Source organism: Bacillus sp. AFS040349 (assembly GCF_002577655.1).
GTDB lineage: Bacteria > Bacillota > Bacilli > Bacillales > Bacillaceae > Metabacillus.
This window is the reverse complement of sequence record NZ_NUMC01000031.1, coordinates 39,550-60,139: the sequence shown is the minus strand read 5'-3', so window position 1 is coordinate 60,139 and position 20,590 is coordinate 39,550. Positions and strand designations below refer to the sequence as shown.

Annotated in this window: 20 protein-coding genes; 1 reads left to right on the top strand and 19 read right to left on the bottom strand. The window is 35.9% G+C overall.

Going from position 1 to position 20,590, the window contains the following annotated elements; genetic code table 11:
- Positions 1-2 precede the first annotated feature (2 nt).
- From fapR to COD11_RS08090, 6 genes are all read right to left on the bottom strand, one after another.
- On the bottom strand, positions 3-575 hold the full coding sequence (gene fapR / locus COD11_RS08115) for a transcription factor FapR (RefSeq protein ID WP_098796261.1): 573 nt from the start codon (positions 573-575) through the stop codon (positions 3-5).
- A 160-nt stretch (positions 576-735) separates the two neighbouring features.
- Positions 736-2,784, bottom strand: a complete 2,049-nt coding sequence (gene recG / locus COD11_RS08110; protein WP_098796260.1) for an ATP-dependent DNA helicase RecG — start codon at positions 2,782-2,784, stop codon at positions 736-738.
- Position 2,785: 1 nt separating this feature from the next.
- Positions 2,786-3,664, bottom strand: coding sequence for an L-serine ammonia-lyase, iron-sulfur-dependent, subunit alpha (gene sdaAA, locus COD11_RS08105; RefSeq protein ID WP_098796259.1), 879 nt, complete (start codon positions 3,662-3,664; stop codon positions 2,786-2,788).
- A 58-nt stretch (positions 3,665-3,722) separates the two neighbouring features.
- Positions 3,723-4,385, bottom strand: a complete 663-nt coding sequence (gene sdaAB, locus COD11_RS08100) for an L-serine ammonia-lyase, iron-sulfur-dependent subunit beta (protein ID WP_098796258.1) — start codon at positions 4,383-4,385, stop codon at positions 3,723-3,725.
- Positions 4,386-4,592: 207 nt separating this feature from the next.
- Complete coding sequence (locus tag COD11_RS08095; protein ID WP_098796257.1) at positions 4,593-6,260, bottom strand: DAK2 domain-containing protein; 1,668 nt, start codon at positions 6,258-6,260, stop codon at positions 4,593-4,595.
- Between the two features lie 17 nt (positions 6,261-6,277).
- Positions 6,278-6,640 (bottom strand): Asp23/Gls24 family envelope stress response protein, encoded by a 363-nt coding sequence (locus COD11_RS08090; protein ID WP_098796256.1) that lies wholly within the window; start codon positions 6,638-6,640, stop codon positions 6,278-6,280.
- A 276-nt stretch (positions 6,641-6,916) separates the two neighbouring features.
- Between COD11_RS08090 and rpmB the strand changes: the two genes are divergently transcribed.
- Positions 6,917-7,105: a 50S ribosomal protein L28 gene (gene rpmB, locus COD11_RS08085; RefSeq protein ID WP_098796255.1), complete on the top strand. Its 189-nt coding sequence runs from the start codon at positions 6,917-6,919 to the stop codon at positions 7,103-7,105.
- Between the two features lie 157 nt (positions 7,106-7,262).
- Here the strand turns inward: rpmB and spoVM are convergent, their stop codons facing one another.
- From spoVM to coaBC, 13 genes are all read right to left on the bottom strand, one after another.
- Positions 7,263-7,343 (bottom strand): stage V sporulation protein SpoVM, encoded by an 81-nt coding sequence (gene spoVM, locus COD11_RS08080; protein WP_003328987.1) that lies wholly within the window; start codon positions 7,341-7,343, stop codon positions 7,263-7,265.
- A 146-nt stretch (positions 7,344-7,489) separates the two neighbouring features.
- Positions 7,490-8,134, bottom strand: coding sequence for a thiamine diphosphokinase (locus COD11_RS08075; protein WP_098796254.1), 645 nt, complete (start codon positions 8,132-8,134; stop codon positions 7,490-7,492).
- Positions 8,135-8,196: 62 nt separating this feature from the next.
- On the bottom strand, positions 8,197-8,376 hold the full coding sequence (locus COD11_RS08070; protein ID WP_098796253.1) for a hypothetical protein: 180 nt from the start codon (positions 8,374-8,376) through the stop codon (positions 8,197-8,199).
- Positions 8,377-8,454: 78 nt separating this feature from the next.
- A complete protein-coding gene (rpe, locus tag COD11_RS08065) occupies positions 8,455-9,111 on the bottom strand; it encodes a ribulose-phosphate 3-epimerase (RefSeq protein ID WP_098796252.1) in 657 nt (218 codons plus the stop codon).
- Position 9,112: 1 nt separating this feature from the next.
- Positions 9,113-9,997 carry a ribosome small subunit-dependent GTPase A gene (rsgA, locus tag COD11_RS08060; protein WP_098796251.1) on the bottom strand — a complete coding sequence of 295 codons (885 nt, stop codon included), beginning with the start codon at positions 9,995-9,997 and terminating at the stop codon, positions 9,113-9,115.
- A 115-nt stretch (positions 9,998-10,112) separates the two neighbouring features.
- Positions 10,113-12,107: a Stk1 family PASTA domain-containing Ser/Thr kinase gene (gene pknB, locus COD11_RS08055; RefSeq protein ID WP_098796250.1), complete on the bottom strand. Its 1,995-nt coding sequence runs from the start codon at positions 12,105-12,107 to the stop codon at positions 10,113-10,115.
- Positions 12,101-12,856: a Stp1/IreP family PP2C-type Ser/Thr phosphatase gene (locus COD11_RS08050; protein WP_098796375.1), complete on the bottom strand. Its 756-nt coding sequence runs from the start codon at positions 12,854-12,856 to the stop codon at positions 12,101-12,103. Before COD11_RS08050 ends, pknB begins: the two co-directional genes overlap by 7 nt.
- Positions 12,857-12,861: 5 nt before the next feature.
- Positions 12,862-13,959 carry a dual-specificity RNA methyltransferase RlmN gene (rlmN, locus tag COD11_RS08045; RefSeq protein ID WP_231309465.1) on the bottom strand — a complete coding sequence of 366 codons (1,098 nt, stop codon included), beginning with the start codon at positions 13,957-13,959 and terminating at the stop codon, positions 12,862-12,864.
- 2 nt (positions 13,960-13,961) lie between these two features.
- A complete protein-coding gene (gene rsmB, locus COD11_RS08040) occupies positions 13,962-15,314 on the bottom strand; it encodes a 16S rRNA (cytosine(967)-C(5))-methyltransferase RsmB (protein ID WP_098796248.1) in 1,353 nt (450 codons plus the stop codon).
- Complete coding sequence (gene fmt, locus COD11_RS08035; protein ID WP_098796247.1) at positions 15,283-16,242, bottom strand: methionyl-tRNA formyltransferase; 960 nt, start codon at positions 16,240-16,242, stop codon at positions 15,283-15,285. The genes rsmB and fmt overlap by 32 nt, the downstream gene beginning before the upstream one ends.
- Before the next feature lie 5 nt (positions 16,243-16,247).
- Positions 16,248-16,730 carry a peptide deformylase gene (def, locus tag COD11_RS08030; protein ID WP_098796246.1) on the bottom strand — a complete coding sequence of 161 codons (483 nt, stop codon included), beginning with the start codon at positions 16,728-16,730 and terminating at the stop codon, positions 16,248-16,250.
- Between the two features lie 152 nt (positions 16,731-16,882).
- The gene (gene priA, locus COD11_RS08025) at positions 16,883-19,300 is read right to left on the bottom strand and encodes a primosomal protein N' (protein WP_098796245.1); all 2,418 of its coding nucleotides are present in this window, start codon (positions 19,298-19,300) and stop codon (positions 16,883-16,885) included.
- Positions 19,297-20,508, bottom strand: coding sequence for a bifunctional phosphopantothenoylcysteine decarboxylase/phosphopantothenate--cysteine ligase CoaBC (coaBC, locus tag COD11_RS08020; protein ID WP_098796244.1), 1,212 nt, complete (start codon positions 20,506-20,508; stop codon positions 19,297-19,299). Before coaBC ends, priA begins: the two co-directional genes overlap by 4 nt.
- Between the last annotated feature and the right edge of the window lie 82 nt (positions 20,509-20,590).

Here is a 20,590-nt window from a genome sequence, read left to right as displayed (position 1 = left end):
ACCTACCTTTGTGTTGGATTTGAGCGATACATTTCAAACTCACCCGAAAACACTAATTCATTGCCCACAAAGCTGTTCACTTCTACTAATGTTCGTCTTTGTTCAGGATCGTTTTTCACTATTTTAGCCTTGGCAATGACACGTTCATTTTCTTTAACTTGTGTGGTAAATCGAATATTCGCTTTCGCCGTTAAAGCAAGCTCATCATTTATCATAGCAACAGCTAACGAATTTGCTTGTGCAAAAAGATGATGTCCCCGTGCTATTTGGTTTCTACTAAATACATGCTCTTTTCTTATTTCTAAGATAGAGATCGCAGAATGATCAAGCTGAAGGTCAATAATTTCACCAATGACTTCTTCAATCGGCAGCGCTTTTACCTCATCATCTAGTTTCTTTTCCGCTACATGTTTTATTCGCTCTCTTAATTCAGGAATTGATAGTTCTAAGCGATCCAAACGGATTGTTTGAATACTCACTTGAAATTTTTCCGCTAATTCTTCATCTGTTATAAATGGAGTGATAGCAATTGTTTCTTGTAATAAAGACTGTCTCTCTTTCTTATTCTTCCTCATTATGTATACGACACCGTCCGAACTATTAAGACTAGGTACTAATAGTAGTATATATATAAAGAAAACAGATTGCAAGTCATTGCAATCTGTTTTCTAAAAAGTATTGTTGTCCTAAATCTATTAGGTGTAGCGTTTTACTTTGTGATATAGAGCTAGAGCATTAATCTAATTTTTCACCATCTAATACTCCCGAGTTAGTAAGGTAGTTTCTTAGAGCCTCATATTGATTTCCCTTCCAAAATTCCATCGAACCTACAAGTTCAACTGCATCCTGCCTTGCTACTTCCAAGGCTCTGTAATCATGAACCATATCTGCAACCTTAAAAACAGGAACACCACTTTGCTTTTTCCCGAAAAAATCACCAGGGCCTCTAAGCTCAAGATCTCGCTCAGAGAGAACAAAACCATCATTTGTTTCAGTCATTATTTTCATACGTTCTTTCCCTGTTTCCGACTTAGGATCGGCCAGCAAAATACAATATGACTGATCACTTCCTCTTCCAACCCGACCACGGAGTTGGTGGAGTTGAGATAATCCAAAACGTTCCGCATCATAAATAACCATTGTGGTAGCGTTTGGCACGTTTACACCAACTTCAACAACAGTCGTTGACACAAGAATATGAACCTCGTTTTGACTAAAGCTCCTCATTACTTCATCTTTTTCATCTGAGCTTAACCTGCCATGCATAAGACCTACTTTATAGCGACCTCTATAGTATTGAGTAAGCATACCATGAACATCAAGGGCATTTTGCACATCCAACTTATCAGATTCTTCAATAAGCGGACAAATAACATAAGCTTGCCGTCCTTTAGAAACTTCCTTTTCAATAAAGACTAATATACGTTCTAGCATATCCGGCTTTACCCAGTATGTTTCGATTGTTTTTCTTCCTGCTGGCAGTTCATCTATAATTGATACATCCATTTCACCAAAGGCAGTTATCGCTAATGTCCGAGGTATTGGTGTAGCTGTCATAAATAATACATCGGTCTGTTCACCTTTTTCTCTTAGCAGCCGCCTTTGTTCAACTCCAAAACGGTGTTGTTCATCTGTAATAACAAGTCCAAGCTTATGGAACATGATTTCATCTTGAATAAGTGCATGTGTCCCAATTAATAAATTAATTTCATTGTTTGCTACTCTTTCTAGTAAGTCTCTTCTTTTCTTCCCTTTTACTGAACTAGTTAACAAAGCTACTGATACTCCAAAAGGTTCAAACAATTGAAAAAGTGACTCAGCATGCTGTTCAGCTAATATCTCGGTAGGCACCATTAACGCACTTTGGTATCCAGACAAGAAAGCTGCATAGATAGCAATAGCAGAAACAACCGTTTTACCGGAACCAACATCCCCTTGCAATAGCCGATTCATTCGATATGGTGATGTCATGTCACTTAGGATTTCATTTACAACACGTGTTTGGGCATTCGTTAATGGAAAAGGTAAAGAATCAAGAAAAATCTTATGCTTTTCTTTAGAAAATTGATGAACAACCCCCTTCGATTGTTCTCGCTGAACCTTTCTTAGCGTCTGCATTTTGAGTTGGAATAAAAGAAACTCTTCATAAACAAAGCGTCTTCTCGCTTGTTTAAGGTCTTCTTTTTCCTCAGGTATGTGAATCGTCTTAAGAGCCTCTTTTCTTGTCATTAGCTTGTATTTATTAAGTAAATGATCAGGCAAGAGCTCAGTAACTCCTTCAAGATAATCCTTAAGTGCAATTGAAACAAATTTCCTAATGCCTTTTACTGTTAATTTTCCTTTAACAGAATAAACAGGTTCAATTCCTGATACTTCTTGTTTTGGGCCAAATAAAAGATTTGAAACTGTAATCGTTTGTCTATGTTTATCCCATTTCCCTGTAACAGTAACCGTCGCATCAATAGACAGCTTATTTTTAAAGTAAGGGCGATTAAAGCAAACAACTGAAAGCAAATATCGTCCTACTAACAATCGGAACGTAAGACGCGACCTTTTTTTACCGTAAAACTGGAGAGAAGGCTCACTATGAACTCTTCCCTCAACAGTAACACGTTCCTCATGCTTTACATCCTCTAAATCTTTTAAACTATTATCTTCATATCTATATGGAAAATATTCAAGAAGGTCATGAATCGTGTAAATTCCAACATCATTTAGTACTTCCTCTGTTTCACTACCAACTCCCTTTAAGTTGGTAATAGGATCCAATAACATATTTTTCACGTCACTTGTGCGAGTCTCCAAATATTTCCCTTTTGAGCTTTTGACCTGTCGGAGTCGCAGCTAACCCCCCTTGTGCAGTTTCTTTTAATGCTGTAGGCATCGTTTGCCCAATTCGATACATGGCATCAATTACTTCATCACATGGAATTCTACTTGTAATACCTGCTAATGCCATATCAGCGGCAATCATTGCATTAGCAGCACCCATTGCATTTCTTTTTACACAAGGGACCTCCACTAATCCTGCAACAGGGTCACAAACTAATCCGAGCATATTTTTCAATGTTATTGCCATAGCATGTGCAGCTTGTCTGGGAGTACCACCAGCCATCTCAACAATTGCTGCAGCAGCCATCCCTGAAGCAGAGCCTACCTCAGCTTGACAACCTCCAGCAGCACCAGAAATGGAAGCATTGTTAGCCACTACAAAACCAAATGCGCCTGAAGTAAAAAGAAATTCAATCATTTCTTTTCTTGTTGGCTTTAGCTTATCTTTTACGGCAAAAAGTGTACCAGGTACAACACCAGCGGATCCAGCTGTAGGAGTGGCGCAAATTGTCCCCATCGCAGCATTCACTTCATTAGTTGCAACAGCCTTACTTACAGCATCTAAAATTGTATCTCCGGAAAGAAAGTTACCCTTCTCAAGATAAGATTGTAAGAGCACCGCATCTCCACCAGTTAAACCAGAATGAGACTTTACTCCTGACAGCCCCTTTTCAACAGCTTGTTCCATTACTTCTAAGTTCTTTTCCATCTGTAATAAAACATCTTCTCGCTTTCGATCTGTCACTCTACATTCTTGTTCAATCATGATCTCTGCGATTTTTACCCCTTTACTTTCGGCTAATCCTACTAGTTCTTCTACGTTACGAAACATGATGATATCCCCCTCATTTTGTCATAGTTGTATAAAAATATCATCTACTTTGTTTTTGTTAATCATCAATTCTTGTTACTTGTAATATATTTGTTAATGTTTTTAATTCTTCAATTACTTCATTTGTAATGTTCTGATCTGTTTCAATTGTCATTAAAGCAAGCTGACCAACTTCTTTTCTGGAAACATCCATATGTCCGATGTTTATTTCATACTTTGCCAACACATTGGCAACTGCGGCAATTACACCAAATCGATCGTTATGCACAACCAGTAAAGCAGGGTGATTTCCTGATAATTTTAATTCAAAGCCATTTAGTTCAGTTATTTCAATCTTTCCTCCACCTATTGAAATCCCAACTAATTCAAACTGTCCATAGTCATCACCAATAATAAGTCGAGCTGTGTTTGGATGGTCTGCCACTGCTTCTTCTTCTATAAACGTTATCTTAATTTCTTTCTCTTTAGCTATTTCTAATGACGATTTTATTCTTTCGTCAAAGGTATCAAAATCAAGCAAACCACCTACAAGAGCAACATCTGTACCATGCCCCTTATAGGTTTTAGCAAAAGAGTTGTAAAGGGAAATGATAACCCATTTAGGTTCACGTCCAAACAATGTTCGTGCAACACGTCCAATTCTTGCCGCACCGGCTGTATGTGAACTCGACGGACCGATCATAACAGGTCCAATTATGTCAAAAACACTTCTATATTTCATTAGACACACTCCCCCTATAGCACTGGTATTGTTGAAGCTAGTTGCTCTTCTTTCTTCATATGATTCATGTAACTTTAGTTTAACAGATTTTTTAAAAAACACTATTATATCAAGAAAAGCAAGAAAAAATGGACTATTCTAATAAATGCAAATCTCTTTTCTAACAGAAACCAAAGAAAACCCGGCTAATAAGCCGGGTTTTCTTATTTATTCCACAGAGAAAATATAAGAATATAGTGGTTGTTCTCCTTTATGAACTTCAATTTCAACATCTTCAAACTGTTCTTCAGCAAATGCTAGAAGCTGCTCGACTTCTACATCACTTGCATCTTCTCCTTGAATGATTGTTAAAATTTCATCATCTTCTGTAATCATTTCAGAAAGAAGTTTTTTAGATACTGAAAGCTGATCACGATCAGTAACAACAATCTTCCCATTAGATATTCCCATAAAATCGCCTTTTGCAATATCAAGTCCATCAATGTTCGTATCACGTACTGCATAAGTAATTTGACCGCTCTTAACATTACCTAATGCATCCGACATAATTTGCCCGACTTCTTCAGGCTCAACCGTAGGATTGAAAGAAAGTAAAGCAGCCATTCCTTGTGGAACGGTTTTGGAAGGGACAACAATAACATTTTCTTCCACTACTGATGCCGCCTGTTGAGCAGCCATCACAATGTTTGAGTTATTAGGTAAAATAATAATATTTTCAGCATTCACATCATGAATAGCCTTAACAATATCCTCTGTGCTTGGATTCATTGTTTGGCCACCTTCAATAACCTCATTAGCACCAATGCTTCTAAATAATTCAGCAATACCTTTTCCCATTGACACTGTTATAATACCGTATTTGTTCTTTTCTTTCTTGATTTTCTGTTCAGAATGAACTTGTGGTTTTTCACCTACGATATCAGTATGTTGTTGACGCATATTTTCAATTTTCATATTGATAAGGTTTCCATATTTCTGACCATATGATAAAACCTCACCCGGATGTTCAGCATGTATATGTACTTTAGCTAATTCATCATCAGCAATTACTAATAAAGAATCACCATAATGACTTAAATCTTGACGAAACGTTTCTTCATTAAAAGGCGTTTTTCCACTTTCAAAGCGTACCATAAATTCCGTACAATATCCGAATTCAATATCTTCCGTGTTTATATGGCTTTGTACACTTTTATGATGCTCAGCACTAACAAGATCATCCATACTAGGTGTCGCCACATTTGTTGTATCAAGTTTTTCACCCTTTAGAACGGCAAGAAATCCTTCATAAACAAATACAAGGCCCTGTCCGCCACTATCAACCACTCCTACCTCTTTTAATACAGGAAGTAGATCTGGAGTACGTTTTAATGATGCTTCAGCTTCTTTCAATGTAATTTCCATAAGTTTCACAATCGAAGTTTCATTTTGTGCAGCAGTTACAGCAGCTTTTGCTGAATCTTTTGCTACAGTTAAAATTGTCCCCTCAACAGGCTTCATTACAGCTTTATATGCAGTATCTACACCAGCTTGAAGTGCTGCAGCAAATTCACTTGCATTAATGCTTGCTTTTGATTCAATAAACTTTGAAAAGCCTCTAAATAATTGCGATAGAATAACACCGGAATTTCCTCGGGCACCCATTAATAAGCCTTTCGAAAGCGCATTACCAGTTTTCCCAATATGAGCAGAAGGATTATTTCTTACCTCTTTTGCTCCTGATGTCATAGATAGGTTCATATTTGTTCCGGTGTCACCATCAGGAACTGGAAAAACGTTTAACGCATCGACTAATTTCGAATTATTCGATAGGTGGTTAGCACCTTGCAAGATCATTTCTGCAAATTGCTTACCATCTAAAGTTGTAATAGACACAGGTAGTTTCCTCCTTACTATGGGTTCGCTACACGAACACCTTGTACAAAAATATTAACAGAATCAACAGCAAGTCCAACCGTCTGATCTAACGTATACTTAACTTTCGTTTGAACGTTATGCGCGACTTCAGAAATTTTTGTACCATAGCTGACGATAATATACATATCAATATTAATTGAATCGTCATCTTGACGTACGATTACGCCTCTGCTAAAGTTCTCTTTTCTTAGGATATCCGTAAGACCGTCTTTTATTTGATTCTTTGAAGCCATTCCTACAATACCATAGCAGTCGATCGCTGCTCCACCTGCAACAGTTGCAATGACCTCGTTGGAAATATCGATTTGTCCGTACTTTGTTTTTAATTCAATGGACATGTTTGTTCCCCCTTTGGAATTGTTCGCACTGGCTTTTATTATTTTACTATAAGCATACCCATTTTAAAAGTGATTATAAAATCCTAGTTAATTAATACAACCTTTATTATTATACAACAATACTTAAATAACTATGTCAAGGAAAAATTCTTGAAAGACTAACGTTGAAGTATTGCAATCTCATTTGAGTTGTGATAAATTATTAAAGTATCTCATGGCAATGTACATGATTAACGTAAAATATGTAAGGTTTTTTTGTAGTAAGGAGGGAATAACATGGCACGTAAATGCGTTGTTACTGGTAGAAAAACTCGCTCAGGTAATGCACGTTCACACGCGATGAACGCTAACAAACGTACTTGGGGCGCAAACCTTCAAAAAGTTCGCATCTTAGTTAACGGTAAACCAAAAAGAGTATATGTATCTGCTCGCGCTTTAAGATCAGGTAAAGTTGAGCGAGTTTAATTTATATTAAGCTCTCTCTATATGGATGTTTAACTTTAACATTCTATAAAAACAATCCAGGTTAAAATAAAGCCGCATTCTGCAGCTTTGTTTTTTCTTTTATAGAGAAAACACTGGATTAAGAAAAAAAGCACCGATAATCACGGTGCTTTTTTTCTTAATCTTTTTTAAACGAACCGAGCATTGCTCGAACTATTCCTCCTAAAAACTTCGGTAATTTAATCGTATAAAATTTCATTGTTTCCCTCCTCAACCAAATCTTAAACAAGTCTTCATGCTTGTTCAAAGGTGCTCAAGCGTCATAATAAAATAAATCATTTCTTTAAATTATATTCATACTCTGTAAAAAAATGACGCTATCCCCTATTGTCTTTTACCAACAATTTAATCTCGGCTTCTTATCATTATTAATATGCCGTCTAGGAAAGAAAAAGTACCTACTTCATAAATGAGTTCATTACTAATACATAATGTTGATCCGAGCCTAATATGACAATTTTTTAAAGGATATTTAAATCCTTCGAGTGTCAGGCCTATGACATCAGGGGTTAAGGCGATAAAAGAAATATAACGCAATTCATTTTTCCTCTTTACTTTATATGTTCCTGGGCCATAGAGCGTGATATGATTTTGACGATCAATACATTCAATTTTTGATAGAGTAGAGGGCGATTTAATAAGGAGATACAAATTTGCAAGCATATGATCAATTCGTCCACCAGTGGCTCCAAAAAGATAAATTTGGTCTGGTTTTTGATTAATTGCCCATTCTAGAGCTATTTCAGTATCTGTTTGATCTTTTTCGGAAGGATATGTAGATAAATGTGGAAGATCCTTTTTTAACTTTTTATGTTCTTCACTCGAAATGGAATCAAAGTCTCCAAATGCATTTGCAGGTGTAAATCCTGCTTCTTCAATATAACGAACACCCCTATCTATCCCAACCCACATTATTTCTCTTTGATTAAATATTGTTAAGTCAGCAAGATTTTCTTTGGGACCTCCTGCTACAAGTGCTATTGTTTTCATGTTATCTCCTCACTACGAAAAAAGTCTGGCATATGTAATGCCAGAACTTCGTTTCTTTCATTCTATTGCATATTATCATCATAATCATATCTAAAACCATCATGCTGAGCGTCAGTACTTCCGCTTTTAAGCTTTTGTAATACTGATTCATACTGAGAAATTTCTTCATAATCTGAACTATTTTGTGAAGCGACCTTTAACGCTTGTTCAATTATGGCAACATCTTCCCTTAAAATATTCACTCTACCCCCTCCTATCACTTAGCAGTCTACTGTAATAGGATGAGTTTCTTTGACTTATTTTATGACGGTGTTTCGTTCTTAAGATAGAACTGCTTGTTTAAGACTTTGTATTGCCGCATGACGGTCAGGCTTATTGTAAATAAAAGAACCGGCAACTAAAACATTTGCTCCAGCAGCAACACATTGCTTAGCTGTTTCTTCATTAATTCCACCATCAACTTCAATATCAACTGAAAGATTCTTTTCTTTAATCATGTCAGCTAATGCCTTTATCTTAGGTAAGACTTGCGGAATGAATGATTGCCCACCGAAGCCCGGATTAACCGTCATGAACAATACCATATCAATATCCTCAAGAATGTGTAATATTAACTCAATTGGTGTATGTGGATTTAACACAACACCAGCTTTTACTCCTTCAGACTTAATAAGTTGAATTGTTCGGTGCAGATGTTTAGAAGCTTCTACATGAACAGTGATAATATCGGCTCCTGCACGGACAAATTCTTTAATATACAAATCAGGTTGTTCAATCATTAAATGAACGTCTAAAGGAAGCTTTGTTACAGGTCTTATTGCCTCGACAATAAGTGGTCCGATCGTAATGTTAGGAACAAAGTGGCCGTCCATTACATCAACATGAATATAATCTGCGCCTCCCTTTTCAACATCTTTGATTTCCTCTCCCAATTTAGCAAAATCTGCCGATAAAATCGATGGAGCAATTTTTATCATATTAATACCTCGGCTTTCTATCTTTTATCTCTTCTACGAATGTTAAATAATGCTCATATCGGTATTGTGGTATTTCTCCTTTTTCAACAGCCTCTTTTACTGCACATTTTGGTTCTTTGACATGAGTGCATCCTCTAAATTTACAACTGCTACTTCGTTCACGCATCTCCGGGAAACAGTATGAAAGATCTTCCACCTCAATACCTGTAAAATCCAATGAACTAAAACCAGGAGTATCTGCTACAAAACCTGTTCCTACTGAAATAAGTTCAACATGTCTTGTTGTATGCTTCCCTCGCCCTAAATGGGAAGAAATATCATCCGTTTTCAATTCTAGATCCGGTCTTAATACATTTAATAAAGAGGACTTCCCCACGCCTGATTGACCTGCAAAAACTGAAATATGGTCATTTAAATACGGTAGCAAATCATTTTCAACAGTTGATTCGACCGTTGAGGTTAATAAGACGGTATAACCTGCATTTTCATAATCTTTTGCATAAGACTGAACTTCTCCTCTTATTTTCTCAGAGGATATAAGATCTGTTTTACTAATAACAATGATTGGAATGATCTCATTTGCTTCAATTAGTACAAGAAATCGATCAAGAAGCGTTGGACTAAAATCAGGCTCTACTGCAGAAAATACAAGAATAGCTTGATCAACATTACAAATAGGTGGTCTTACGAGTTCATTTTTTCGTTCAAAGACTTCAAGAATATATCCTTCCAAGTCATTTTCGGCTTGATATTCTACCTCGTCGCCTACAAGAGGTGTTATCTTATTCTTCCTAAATACACCTCTTCCTCTACACTGAACTAATCTCTCTTGATCTTGAACATAGTAAAAACCACTAAGAGCCTTCACAATTTTCCCTTGTGGCATGGATAACCTCCTTGATGTGTTCCGATTTAGATGATAGTGAATATTTGCTAAAAAAGGCTATGCAAAACATAAAAAAAACTCTTTGCTAGTTAGAATTCTCATTCGTTGTTCATTTCTATTCCACAGGATATAGAATAGTCTCACTTATTACTACCTTATTATCAACTGTAATCTGATAAAAAGCTTTGTCATTTGGTGGTATTGTAAATTCTAATGTTTTCACTCGAGGACTAGTAATAGTAAAGGTTTCAAATACGTCTGATATAGAATGTTCTTCATCATCAATTGAAATCTTCACCTCTAATTCTTTGCCCTGTTCTTCCGTTTCATAAGGAATTGTTACTGTCTTTGTTACTGTCTTAGAAGGCTTAGGCTCCGGACCAAGAGAATAGACAACTTCTAATGTTGTTTCTTTTGGTACAACTTCAGTACCAGCCTTTGGACTTTGCCTGATGAGTGATCCTTTCTCCACTTCTGCTGAATACTCATCATCAACATTAACACTAAATCCTGTTTCTGAAATATATTTATTAACTTCTTCCTTTGTTTTCCCAACCAGATCCTCTATTTTTACTAGTTTTGGCCCTTTACTAACCGTAAATTCTACCACTGTGTCTTCTGGTACAACTTCTTCTCCGATTTCAGGATCTTGGGACAATATGTTACCAGCAGGCTCGGTCTCACTATATTCTTCTTTTACAACCTCTACTGTAAAGCCCTTCATTTCAAGAATAGAGGTAATACGATCGATTTTTCTTCCAACATAATCCTCTAATACCACTTTTTCTTTTCCTATACTTTCATAGATTGTAATAGTAGAGCCTTCCTTGGTGATTTCATTTGCGGTTGGTTCTGTTTTAATAACATACCCCTCTTCAATCTCTTCATCTGTTACCAGCACTGGATCCGCCACTTCAAATCCACTATCAAGCAATATGTTAACAGCTTCTTCGTAGGACTTTCCTGTAACGTCCGGAACCTCAACATCCTTAGGAAGGAAAAAGGAAGGAATGATTGTAAAAGCAGCTATACCTGCAACAAGTAAAATCAAAAATACTGAAACGATAAAGGTAGCTAGCTTGCTTTTCTTCTTTTTGGGTTTCTTTTGCTTTTTTCCTTTATTGCCATTGTCTTCATGATTGGAATTATTAATACTCTCGTTACTAACAGGTTTTCTGACAATGGTATCTTCTACCTTATGTTCATTAAAATTCTCATTTGTAATAATTGGTATAGCCTTGGTGGCTTCATCATCTTCAGGTATAGAAAAACGTTCCTCAGAAATTCTACTAACATCAAAGGCTGTTTCAAGATCCTTTTCCATTTCTTCTACAGAATCATAACGGTGAAAAGGATCCTTAGCAGTCGATCTTAAAATTATGTTTTCAATACTTTGAGGTATGTCAGGATTCCACCTTTTAGGGGATGGAGTTTCTGATTGCAAATGCTTAAGGGCAATTGAGATAGCTGATTCTCCATCAAACGGTAATCGTCCAGTTAATAACTCAAATAACACAATACCAATAGAGTAAATATCTGATTTTTTATTAGCCAGTCCACCTCTTGCTTGTTCAGGTGATAAATAGTGAACAGATCCTAATACTGAATTTGTTTGTGTTATGGTCGTTGAACTCAACGCTGTAGCAATTCCAAAATCTGTTACCTTCACATTTCCATGATGATCAATAAGAATATTATGCGGCTTTATGTCTCTATGAATAATTTGATTATCATGTGCGTGCTGAATGGCCGATGCAATTTGCACCATAATATTCACTGCTTTTCTTGGATGAACTGGTGCAAACTGTTGTATGTATTGTTTTAAAGTCTGGCCTTCCACGTACTCCATAACAATATAATAAATACCGTCCTCTTCACCAACATCATATATACTTACGATATTTGGATGCGCCAAACTAGTTGCTGATTGTGCTTCTCTTCTAAATCGTTTAATAAATTCATCATCATTGGAAAAATCAAAGCGCAACACCTTCATTGCCACTTCGCGTTCTAGAATCATGTCTCGAGCTAGGTAAACGTTGGCCATGCCACCGCCACCTACAACTTCTAGAATTTTATATCGACCACTAATTCTTTTTCCTATTAGCACGGTTCTTCACCTAATTTATTTGTCGACTTTTTTAGCATGATAATGGAAATATTATCTTCCCCTCCATTATCATTTGCCATTTGTACTAAATGGTTTGCAGTATGAGACAAATCTTTAGATTGAAGTAACTCATGCTCCAATGTCTCGTCAGATATTTTATTTGACAATCCATCAGAACAAAGCAATAGTACATCATTTTCCTCTAGTTCAATTGTGCTAACATCAAGATCAACCGTTTGTTCAGTTCCTAGTGCTCTTAAAAGAACATTTTTACGAGGATGATGTTCTGCATCTTCCTTAGAAATTTGACCTGATCTTACCAATTCATTAACAAGTGAATGGTCTTGCGTAACTTGTTTAAAGCCACTATTATTTAAAAGGTAACAGCGACTATCTCCGATATGACCTATGGTGGCAAAATTAGGTGTAACCAAAACTCCAACTATGGTTGTCCCCATTCCTTGACATTCCGAATTAGTTAAAGAATGCTCATAAACAGTTTTATTCACTTCTTCGACTTTTTCGATTAACCAAGCTTCAGCATCACTTGGTCCATTAATAGTTGGGGTTTGTTCCCATAATTCCTTAAAAGTAGAGATTGTCATTTGACTTGCAACATCTCCAGCCAAATGACCACCCATACCATCTGCTACTATTGCTAATATCCCCGTTTCATTTTCAAACACGCCAACACTATCTTCGTTATGTTGTCTAACCTTTCCCCTATCAGTCAAAAAAATGTGTTCCAAAATGGTCACCTCGTCTCCTCTTTACGCTCCTTAGCTCGAAGTTGGCCACACGCTGCATCAATATCATGTCCTTGTTCTCTTCTAGTTGTCACATTAACACCGTGCTTTTTAAGCGTATCTTCAAATAGTTTGATTTGCTCTTTTGGTGTACGAACATAGTTTCTTTCAGGTACATAGTTAACTGGAATTAAATTAATATGACATTTTAACCCTTTCACTAATTGTGCAAGTTCTTCAGCATGCTCTACCTGATCATTTTCTCCACCAAATAATCCATATTCAAAACTCACACGTCGTCCAGTCTTATCTACATAGTACCTTACTGCTTCCATAAGATCTGGTAGCTTGTATGCTTTATTAATGGGCATTAGCTTCGTTCTCAACTCAGTATTTGGTGCATGTAGAGAAATCGCAAAGTTAATTTGCAGCTTTTCATCAGCAAACTTATAAATTTTCGGAATAATACCACTAGTAGAAACTGTAATGTGTCGGGCTCCAATATTTAAGCCTTTATCATGATTAATAATTTTTAAGAATGACATCATTTCATCATAATTATCAAAAGGCTCACCTATTCCCATAATAACTACATGACTGACACGCTCTTCGAATTCGTCAAGGGCTTGTTGAACTTTTACAACTTGAGCAACAATTTCTCCAGCTTCTAAATTTCTTTTTAAACCACCTAAAGTTGAAGCACAGAATGTACATCCAATTCTACACCCAACTTGTGTCGTTACACATACAGAATTGCCATATTCATGTCTCATTAAAACCGTTTCAATAGAGTATCCATCATGAAGTTCAAAAAGAAACTTAATTGTCCCGTCTTTTGATGTTTGTTGAATTAAAGTATTTAATGTTGTTAAAGTAAAATTCTCATTTAATAGTGTTCTCAAGCTCTTTGAGAGATTTGACATATCCTCAAAGCTTGTTGCACGCTTTGTGTAAAGCCATTCAAAAACCTGGTTTGCTCTGAACGATTTTTCTCCATGTTCTTTTAGCCAATCTTCAAGCTCATGAAGTTCTAAAGAATATATGGATGGGTTGCTATTCTTCTCTAAGTTGTCTTTTTTAGTCCTCGTTGCTTTTGCTTGTTCCAATTTTAACCCTTCTTTCGTAAACATACTATATAAAATCCGTCTGTTCCAAAGTAATGTGGTAACAGTTGTACTTCTCCTCCATTAAAATATGGATGAAGGTTTTCAGGAAAATGATGAATTGCACCCTGATCAAGTTCAAACTCAGGATGATGTTTTAAGAATGATTGAATAACATCCGTGTTTTCTTCTCGGTCAATTGTACATGTACTATAAACTAACACACCATTACTTTTTAATAAAGGGGCAACAGCATGTAAGATATTTTTCTGTAACTCTGCAAGCTTTAGAACATCCTCAGGAGATTTTGTATATTTTATATCCGGCTTTCTTCGAATAACACCAAATCCCGAGCATGGCGCATCTACTAAAATTCGGTCAAACTTATTTTTCTCAAAACGCTCTCCTGCAAGTCTACTATCTAAAGCCTCTGCTTGAATATTTGTTAAATTAAGTCGTTCTGCTTGTTGTTTAATTAGCTTTACTTTGTGCTCATGAAGATCCAATGAGTGAACAGTACCTGTTCCTTCCATTCTTTCAGCTATATGTGTAGACTTTCCTCCAGGCGCAGCACAAGCATCTAAAATTGTTTCACCAATTTGTGGATTCAGCGCTCTTGCAACCAGCATTGAACTTTCATCCTGAATCGTTAAAAAACCTTCAGAGAATGCATCAGTCAAGGCAAGGTTTCCTTTTGTCCCTTTAATTGCATCAACCGCTAGATCACCATGTTCTACACTTACTCCATTTTGATTTAATGTCTTCATTAGTTCATCAACTGTCATTTTTGTTTGATTTACTCGGGCAGTTTGTGATGGTGGTGTTAGATTAGCTTCACACATTTTTTCTGTTTCTTCATACCCATACTGATCAATCCACTTTTCTACTAACCATTTTGGGTGACTCGTTTTAATCGAGAGTCTTTCAACAGGATCAGCAATCTGGTTTATATCTGATAAACCCTCTCTTTGTAGCGATCTTAGTACACCATTGACAAAAGAAGAAATTCCCTTATGTCCTCTTTTTTTAGCAATTTCTACTGCTTCAAAAAAAATTGCTCGCTCCGGTACACGATCTAGATAAACCATTTGATAAACTGAGATGCGAAGCAAAATTCTTACCCACGCATCGATTTTTTTTGTTTTCTTTATAAAGTTCTCTAAGTAATAATCAAGGGTATCTTTTCGTTGTAAAGTTCCATATACAATTTCAGTTAACAAAGAAATATCCTTTGTATTCACTTGATATTTCTTAATCATAGAATTTAAAAGTAAGTTACTGTATGCTTGATTTTTTTCAATTTGAAGTAATGTCTCAACAGCCACATCACGTACGGTCATTTTGTTTTTCATCTTCATCGCCTAATTTCTCACCAACTGTCATTGTGGTACCTCTTAAATAATCTTCCCCACGCATTCTTTTTTTACCTGAAGGTTGTAACTCCGTTATTTTTATCGCAGTATCATTTCCTGTTGCAACAACAATCCCATCTTGGTCAAATCCAATAATCGTTCCTGGAGTAGATTCATTTTTATTTACGACCTTCTCACTCCACCATATTTTTAGTGGTTGATTTTGAAAGCTAGTAAACGCAACAGGCCATGGGTTAAGTCCTCTTATTTGGTTATATATTTCCTCTCCAGGCTTCGTCCAATCAATCATTTCTTGTTCCCGTTTAATATTAGAAGCAAAAGTAGCTTTAGAATCATCCTGCTTTTGCGGTACTATTTTCCCTTCTAATAATGGTGGAATAGTATCTATTAAGAGCTTAACTCCTACTTCACTAAGCTTGTCATGGAGAGTACCTACTGTATCTTTTTCATCAATTTCAACTTCAGCTTGTGTTAAAATATCTCCAGCATCCAGCTTTTCAGCCATATACATGATGGTAATACCTGTTTTAGTTTTCCCTTGTAAGATCGAATAATGAATTGGTGCTCCACCTCTTAATTCTGGTAATAGTGAAGCATGAACATTAATACATCCATGTTTAGGGGCTTCTAAGAGCTCTTTAGGTAAAATTTGACCAAAAGCAGCTGTTACAATTAAATCTGGTTCCAATTCCAAAACAGTTTCAACTTCATGACGAATTTTTTCTGGTTGAAGAACCTTAATATTATGTTTCTCAGCTTCAACTTTAACAGGAGGAGGAGTTAATGTTTTCTTTCTTCCTTTTGGCCGATCAGGTTGAGTAACAACTCCTACAACATTATAGCCCTCTTCAACCAGTCTTCTTAAAACCGGAACAGAAAAATCAGGTGTTCCCATAAAAACAATTTTTGTCATTACATTCATCCTTCCGCACTTTCAAGATCTTCTTCTTCTAAATACTTTTCTACTTTTGATGTAAATAAAATTCCTTCTAAGTGATCCATTTCGTGTTGAATGGCACGAGCAAGGAACCCTTCAGCCTCGATTACTTTCACTTTTCCTTTACGATTATATGTACGAACTTTCACATAATCTGCCCGGCTTACTTCGCCAAATAAACCTGGAAAGCTTAAACATCCTTCAGGACCTGTCTGCTTCCCGCGTTGCTCTATTATTTCAGGATTAATTAACTCGATTGTCCCGTGGTGATCATCTATATCAACAATCGCAATTTGTTGAGAAATGCCTATCTGTGGTGCAGCTAAACCTACCCCATCATTTTCTATCATGGTATCGTACATATCACCTAAGAGCTTTGTTAATTTTTTATCAAAAACTGTTACTTTGTCACACGGCCTTTCTAATACTTCATCCGGAAACATAACAATCTGTTTTACAGCCAAAAAAATTCCTCCAAACGTTTACAGATCTTTATAAAATAAATTATGTATGGAATGGTAAAAACAGAGTATTTCTGAATTTAACCATTCGGATATTCCTTAAAATAAAATATATAATTCTTGATGATTGCTATTTATAGCTAAGTAAGTAAATCTTACATCATTGTGTTTGGACTTAAATCTATCGTAATCGCTAGATCATCTGAACTCATTTCTTGCTGGAAATGATCAATGATTTTGCGTAAAGTCTCATGTAAGTTGTTTTCCCGTTTGTATTTTACCATGCATTGATATCGATATCTATCTTTGATCCTTGGGATAGGTGATGCGACTGGTCCGAGGATTTTTGTTGTGTTCGATAAATTTCTGTTTAAGTACTGAACGATTTTTTCCGTTACAGCAACTACTTTTGTAATTTCTGGATGAGAAATTGTTATAAGTGTTAAATAATAATACGGTGGGTATGCATGGGATTTTCGAAGAAACATTTCTTGTTCAAAAAAAGCATCATAATCATACTGACTTGCTAATTGGATACTATAATGTTCTGGTGTATATGTTTGAATGATTACTTCACCAGGAAGTTCATGTCTTCCTGCTCTCCCACTTACTTGTGTTAACAACTGAAATGTTTTTTCAGACGCTCGGAAGTCAGGTAAGTGCAGCATTGTGTCGGCAGTTAGAACTCCAACTAAGGTTACATCTGGAAAATCAAGGCCTTTTGCAATCATTTGTGTACCTAGTAAAATATCCGCTTCTTTATTCCCAAACTTTGTTAATAATTTTTCATGAGCTCCTTTTTTCCCAGTTGTATCAACATCCATTCTGATAATCCGAGATTCTGGTAACACTTTAACCAATTCTTCTTCAACTCTTTGTGTACCTGTTCCAAAAAATCTTATATGTTCACTTTGACATTCCGGACAAACATTTGGCATATGCTCTTCATGTCCACAATAATGACATTTAAGTTGTTGTCCAAATCTATGGTAAGTTAGGGAAATATCACAGTGTGGGCATTGAATGACAAATCCACAGTCACGACACATAACAAACGAGGAGTAACCTCTTTTATTAAGAAATAGGACTGATTGCTCTCCCTTTTCTAGTCTTTCAGTTAACTTTTCTATTAAAGAAGTAGAAAACATTGAACGATTTCCATTGCGTAATTCTTCTCTCATGTCAACAATATCAACAGCTGGCATAGATCTTTTATTCACACGCTCTTTTAAAGAAAGAAGCTTGTACACACCTTTTTGAGCACGAGCAAATGATTCTAATGTTGGTGTTGCACTCCCTAATACAACCGGACAATGGTGGTTTCTAGCCCGATAAATAGCAACATCTCGAGCATGATATCGAGGATTCTCTTCTTGCTTATAACTTGATTCATGTTCTTCATCAATAATAATCATACCTAAGTTTTCAAATGGAGCAAAAATCGCCGACCTGGCTCCTACAACTAATTGAACTTCTTTACGCTGTATCTTTCTCCATTCATCATATTTTTCACCTGTTGAAAGTCCACTATGAAGAACAGCCACTTTTGAACCAAATCTTCCTTTGAATCTATTTACCATTTGTGGTGTAAGTGAAATTTCTGGAACTAGTACGATCGCTTCTTTTCCATTTTTCAACACTTCTTCAATCGATTGAAGATAAACCTCGGTTTTCCCACTTCCTGTTACCCCATACATTAGAAATACATGATGTTCGTTTTCTTCTATTGAAGATAAAATTGGCTTAATCGCTTGCTGTTGTTCATGATTCAATAATAGCGCATTTGTTTTCTTGAATTCACGGTCTTGATAGGGGTCACGATAAACCTCTTGATATTTTTCACTTAAAATTTCTTTTGCAATCAATGCTTTAACAGAGGCATCTGATACATTCGTTGCTGCTAGTAAATCTTGTAAAGTTATAGTCTTCACTTCATTATCTTTAAAATATTGCAGCACTTCTAATTGCTTTTTAGCGTTAACAGGTATGTTATTCATCTTATCTTCAAGCTCGGAAAAAGAAACATTAAGATTAATCATTTTAATTCTTTTTTTATTTCCCTTTTGTTTTACTTTATAGATAAGCTCCACATACCCATTTTCAATATCTTTTTGTATCGTTTTTAAAGAGACAACTTGTTCGATCTCTTTAAAATCAACTTGACTTTGTTTTTGAAAGAACGGTTTTAATTGATCAGAAATATTAAGAAGGTGTTCATCTTGTGTTAAAGATAACACTTTTTCATATTTCGCTTTCATAGCGGCTGGTAGCATGGCTTGAAAGGCAGAGATCTTAAAACATAGTGTTTTTTCTGTTAACCAGTGACCAACTTGTAATAGCTCTTTTGTTAAACAAGGCGTTAAATCCAGACATTCAGTAATCGATTTTAAACGTTTAAAATCAGAATGTTCTTTTGTCTCAACTACAAATCCTTGAATCTTTCTTGGTCCAAACGGTACAACGACCCGCATACCTGGTGTTAAAAAGCCTTGCCACTCTTCAGGTATTTTATAATCAAAGGACCGATCTGTTTGCATTGAAGGAACATCAACGATTACACTCGCATACTTCATCCATTAACATCCTTTAACATGTCTTTAACTTTTAATAGTAAGTTCTTAGCCACTTCTTTTTTGGACATAAGTGGAAGTTCCATTTTGTTTAAGAATTTATCATAAATTGTAACAATATTTGTGTCTGTTCCAAACCCGGCCCCTTCCGTTGTGACATTATTAGCCACAATTAAGTCAAGGTTTTTAGTTGCCAATTTCTTTTTGGCATACACATCAAGATCATTTGTTTCTGCGGCAAACCCTACTAACAATTGATGTGATTTTTTTTGTCCTAGCTCTTTAAGGATGTCTGTTGTTTTAGCAAGTTCAATTGTTAAATTTTCACTTTGTTTTTTTAGCTTTTGCTCATGTATGCTTATTGGTCGGTAATCTGCCACAGCAGCTGACTTAATAACAATATCCATGTTTGGATAACGTTTCATTACTTGCTCATACATTTCTTGAGCTGATTCAATGTTAATTGTTGTTACATTTGGTGGTGTTATTGAAGTCGGTCCTGTTATTAGAGTTACATTTGCTCCAAGCTTTGCAGCCTCCTCAGCAATTGCATAGCCCATTTTACCTGTAGAATGATTCGTAAAATATCTTACGGGATCTACCTTTTCTCTCGTTGGACCTGCAGTTACCATTATGTTAAATCCACTTAATGGTATTCCAAATTCCCTTTGTTCAAAAAAATTAGTTAACAAAGAGACTATTTTTTCCGGTTCTTCTAATCTACCTTTCCCGACATATCCACAAGCTAAAAAACCTTCACTAGGCTCAATAAAACGGTATCCAAAGTCATAAAGTGTTTGGATATTTTTCTGTACTGCTGGATGGTCGTACATATGTACATTCATTGCTGGGGCGATCCAAACATTTGCTGTGGTAGCTAATAATGTTGTCGTTAACATATTATCTGCTATACCATTAGCAAGTTTCCCAATAATATTTGCAGTCGCTGGAGCAACAAGAACAAGATCCGCCCAATCAGCAAGATCTATATGAGCAATAACCTTTGAGTTTTTTTCATCAAAAGTGTCGTAATACACATCATTTCTTGAAAGAGCTTGAAATGTTAAAGGTGAGACAAACTCAATGGCTGAATCACTCATAATGACTTTTACTTCTGCACCAGCTTGTACTAATTTACTAGTTAATGCAGCAGCCTTATATACAGCAATACCTCCACTTACGCATAATAATATTTTTTTTCTTGATAACATGATTCCCCCACCTACTCACATCATTTTATTATTTATATTGTTAGGTTGAAAAATATCCTACACCCTGAAAAAAATAACAACC

Excerpts from the sequence above, each read along its gene's own strand:
- spoVM (WP_003328987.1), bottom strand. The coding sequence starts at position 7,343 with ATGAAATTTTATACGATTAAATTACCGAAGTTTTTAGGAGGAATAGTT.
- sdaAB (WP_098796258.1), bottom strand. The coding sequence starts at position 4,385 with ATGAAATATAGAAGTGTTTTTGACATAATTGGACCTGTTATGATCGGT.
- rsmB (WP_098796248.1), bottom strand. The coding sequence starts at position 15,314 with ATGAAGATGAAAAACAAAATGACCGTACGTGATGTGGCTGTTGAGACA.
- sdaAA (WP_098796259.1), bottom strand. The coding sequence starts at position 3,664 with ATGTTTCGTAACGTAGAAGAACTAGTAGGATTAGCCGAAAGTAAAGGG.
- fmt (WP_098796247.1), bottom strand. The coding sequence starts at position 16,242 with ATGACAAAAATTGTTTTTATGGGAACACCTGATTTTTCTGTTCCGGTT.
- rpmB (WP_098796255.1), top strand. The coding sequence starts at position 6,917 with ATGGCACGTAAATGCGTTGTTACTGGTAGAAAAACTCGCTCAGGTAAT.
- priA (WP_098796245.1), bottom strand. The coding sequence starts at position 19,300 with ATGAAGTATGCGAGTGTAATCGTTGATGTTCCTTCAATGCAAACAGAT.
- COD11_RS08090 (WP_098796256.1), bottom strand. The coding sequence starts at position 6,640 with ATGTCCATTGAATTAAAAACAAAGTACGGACAAATCGATATTTCCAAC.
- rsgA (WP_098796251.1), bottom strand. The coding sequence starts at position 9,997 with ATGCCACAAGGGAAAATTGTGAAGGCTCTTAGTGGTTTTTACTATGTT.
- COD11_RS08075 (WP_098796254.1), bottom strand. The coding sequence starts at position 8,134 with ATGAAAACAATAGCACTTGTAGCAGGAGGTCCCAAAGAAAATCTTGCT.
- rpe (WP_098796252.1), bottom strand. The coding sequence starts at position 9,111 with ATGATAAAAATTGCTCCATCGATTTTATCGGCAGATTTTGCTAAATTG.
- coaBC (WP_098796244.1), bottom strand. The coding sequence starts at position 20,508 with ATGTTATCAAGAAAAAAAATATTATTATGCGTAAGTGGAGGTATTGCT.
- fapR (WP_098796261.1), bottom strand. The coding sequence starts at position 575 with ATGAGGAAGAATAAGAAAGAGAGACAGTCTTTATTACAAGAAACAATT.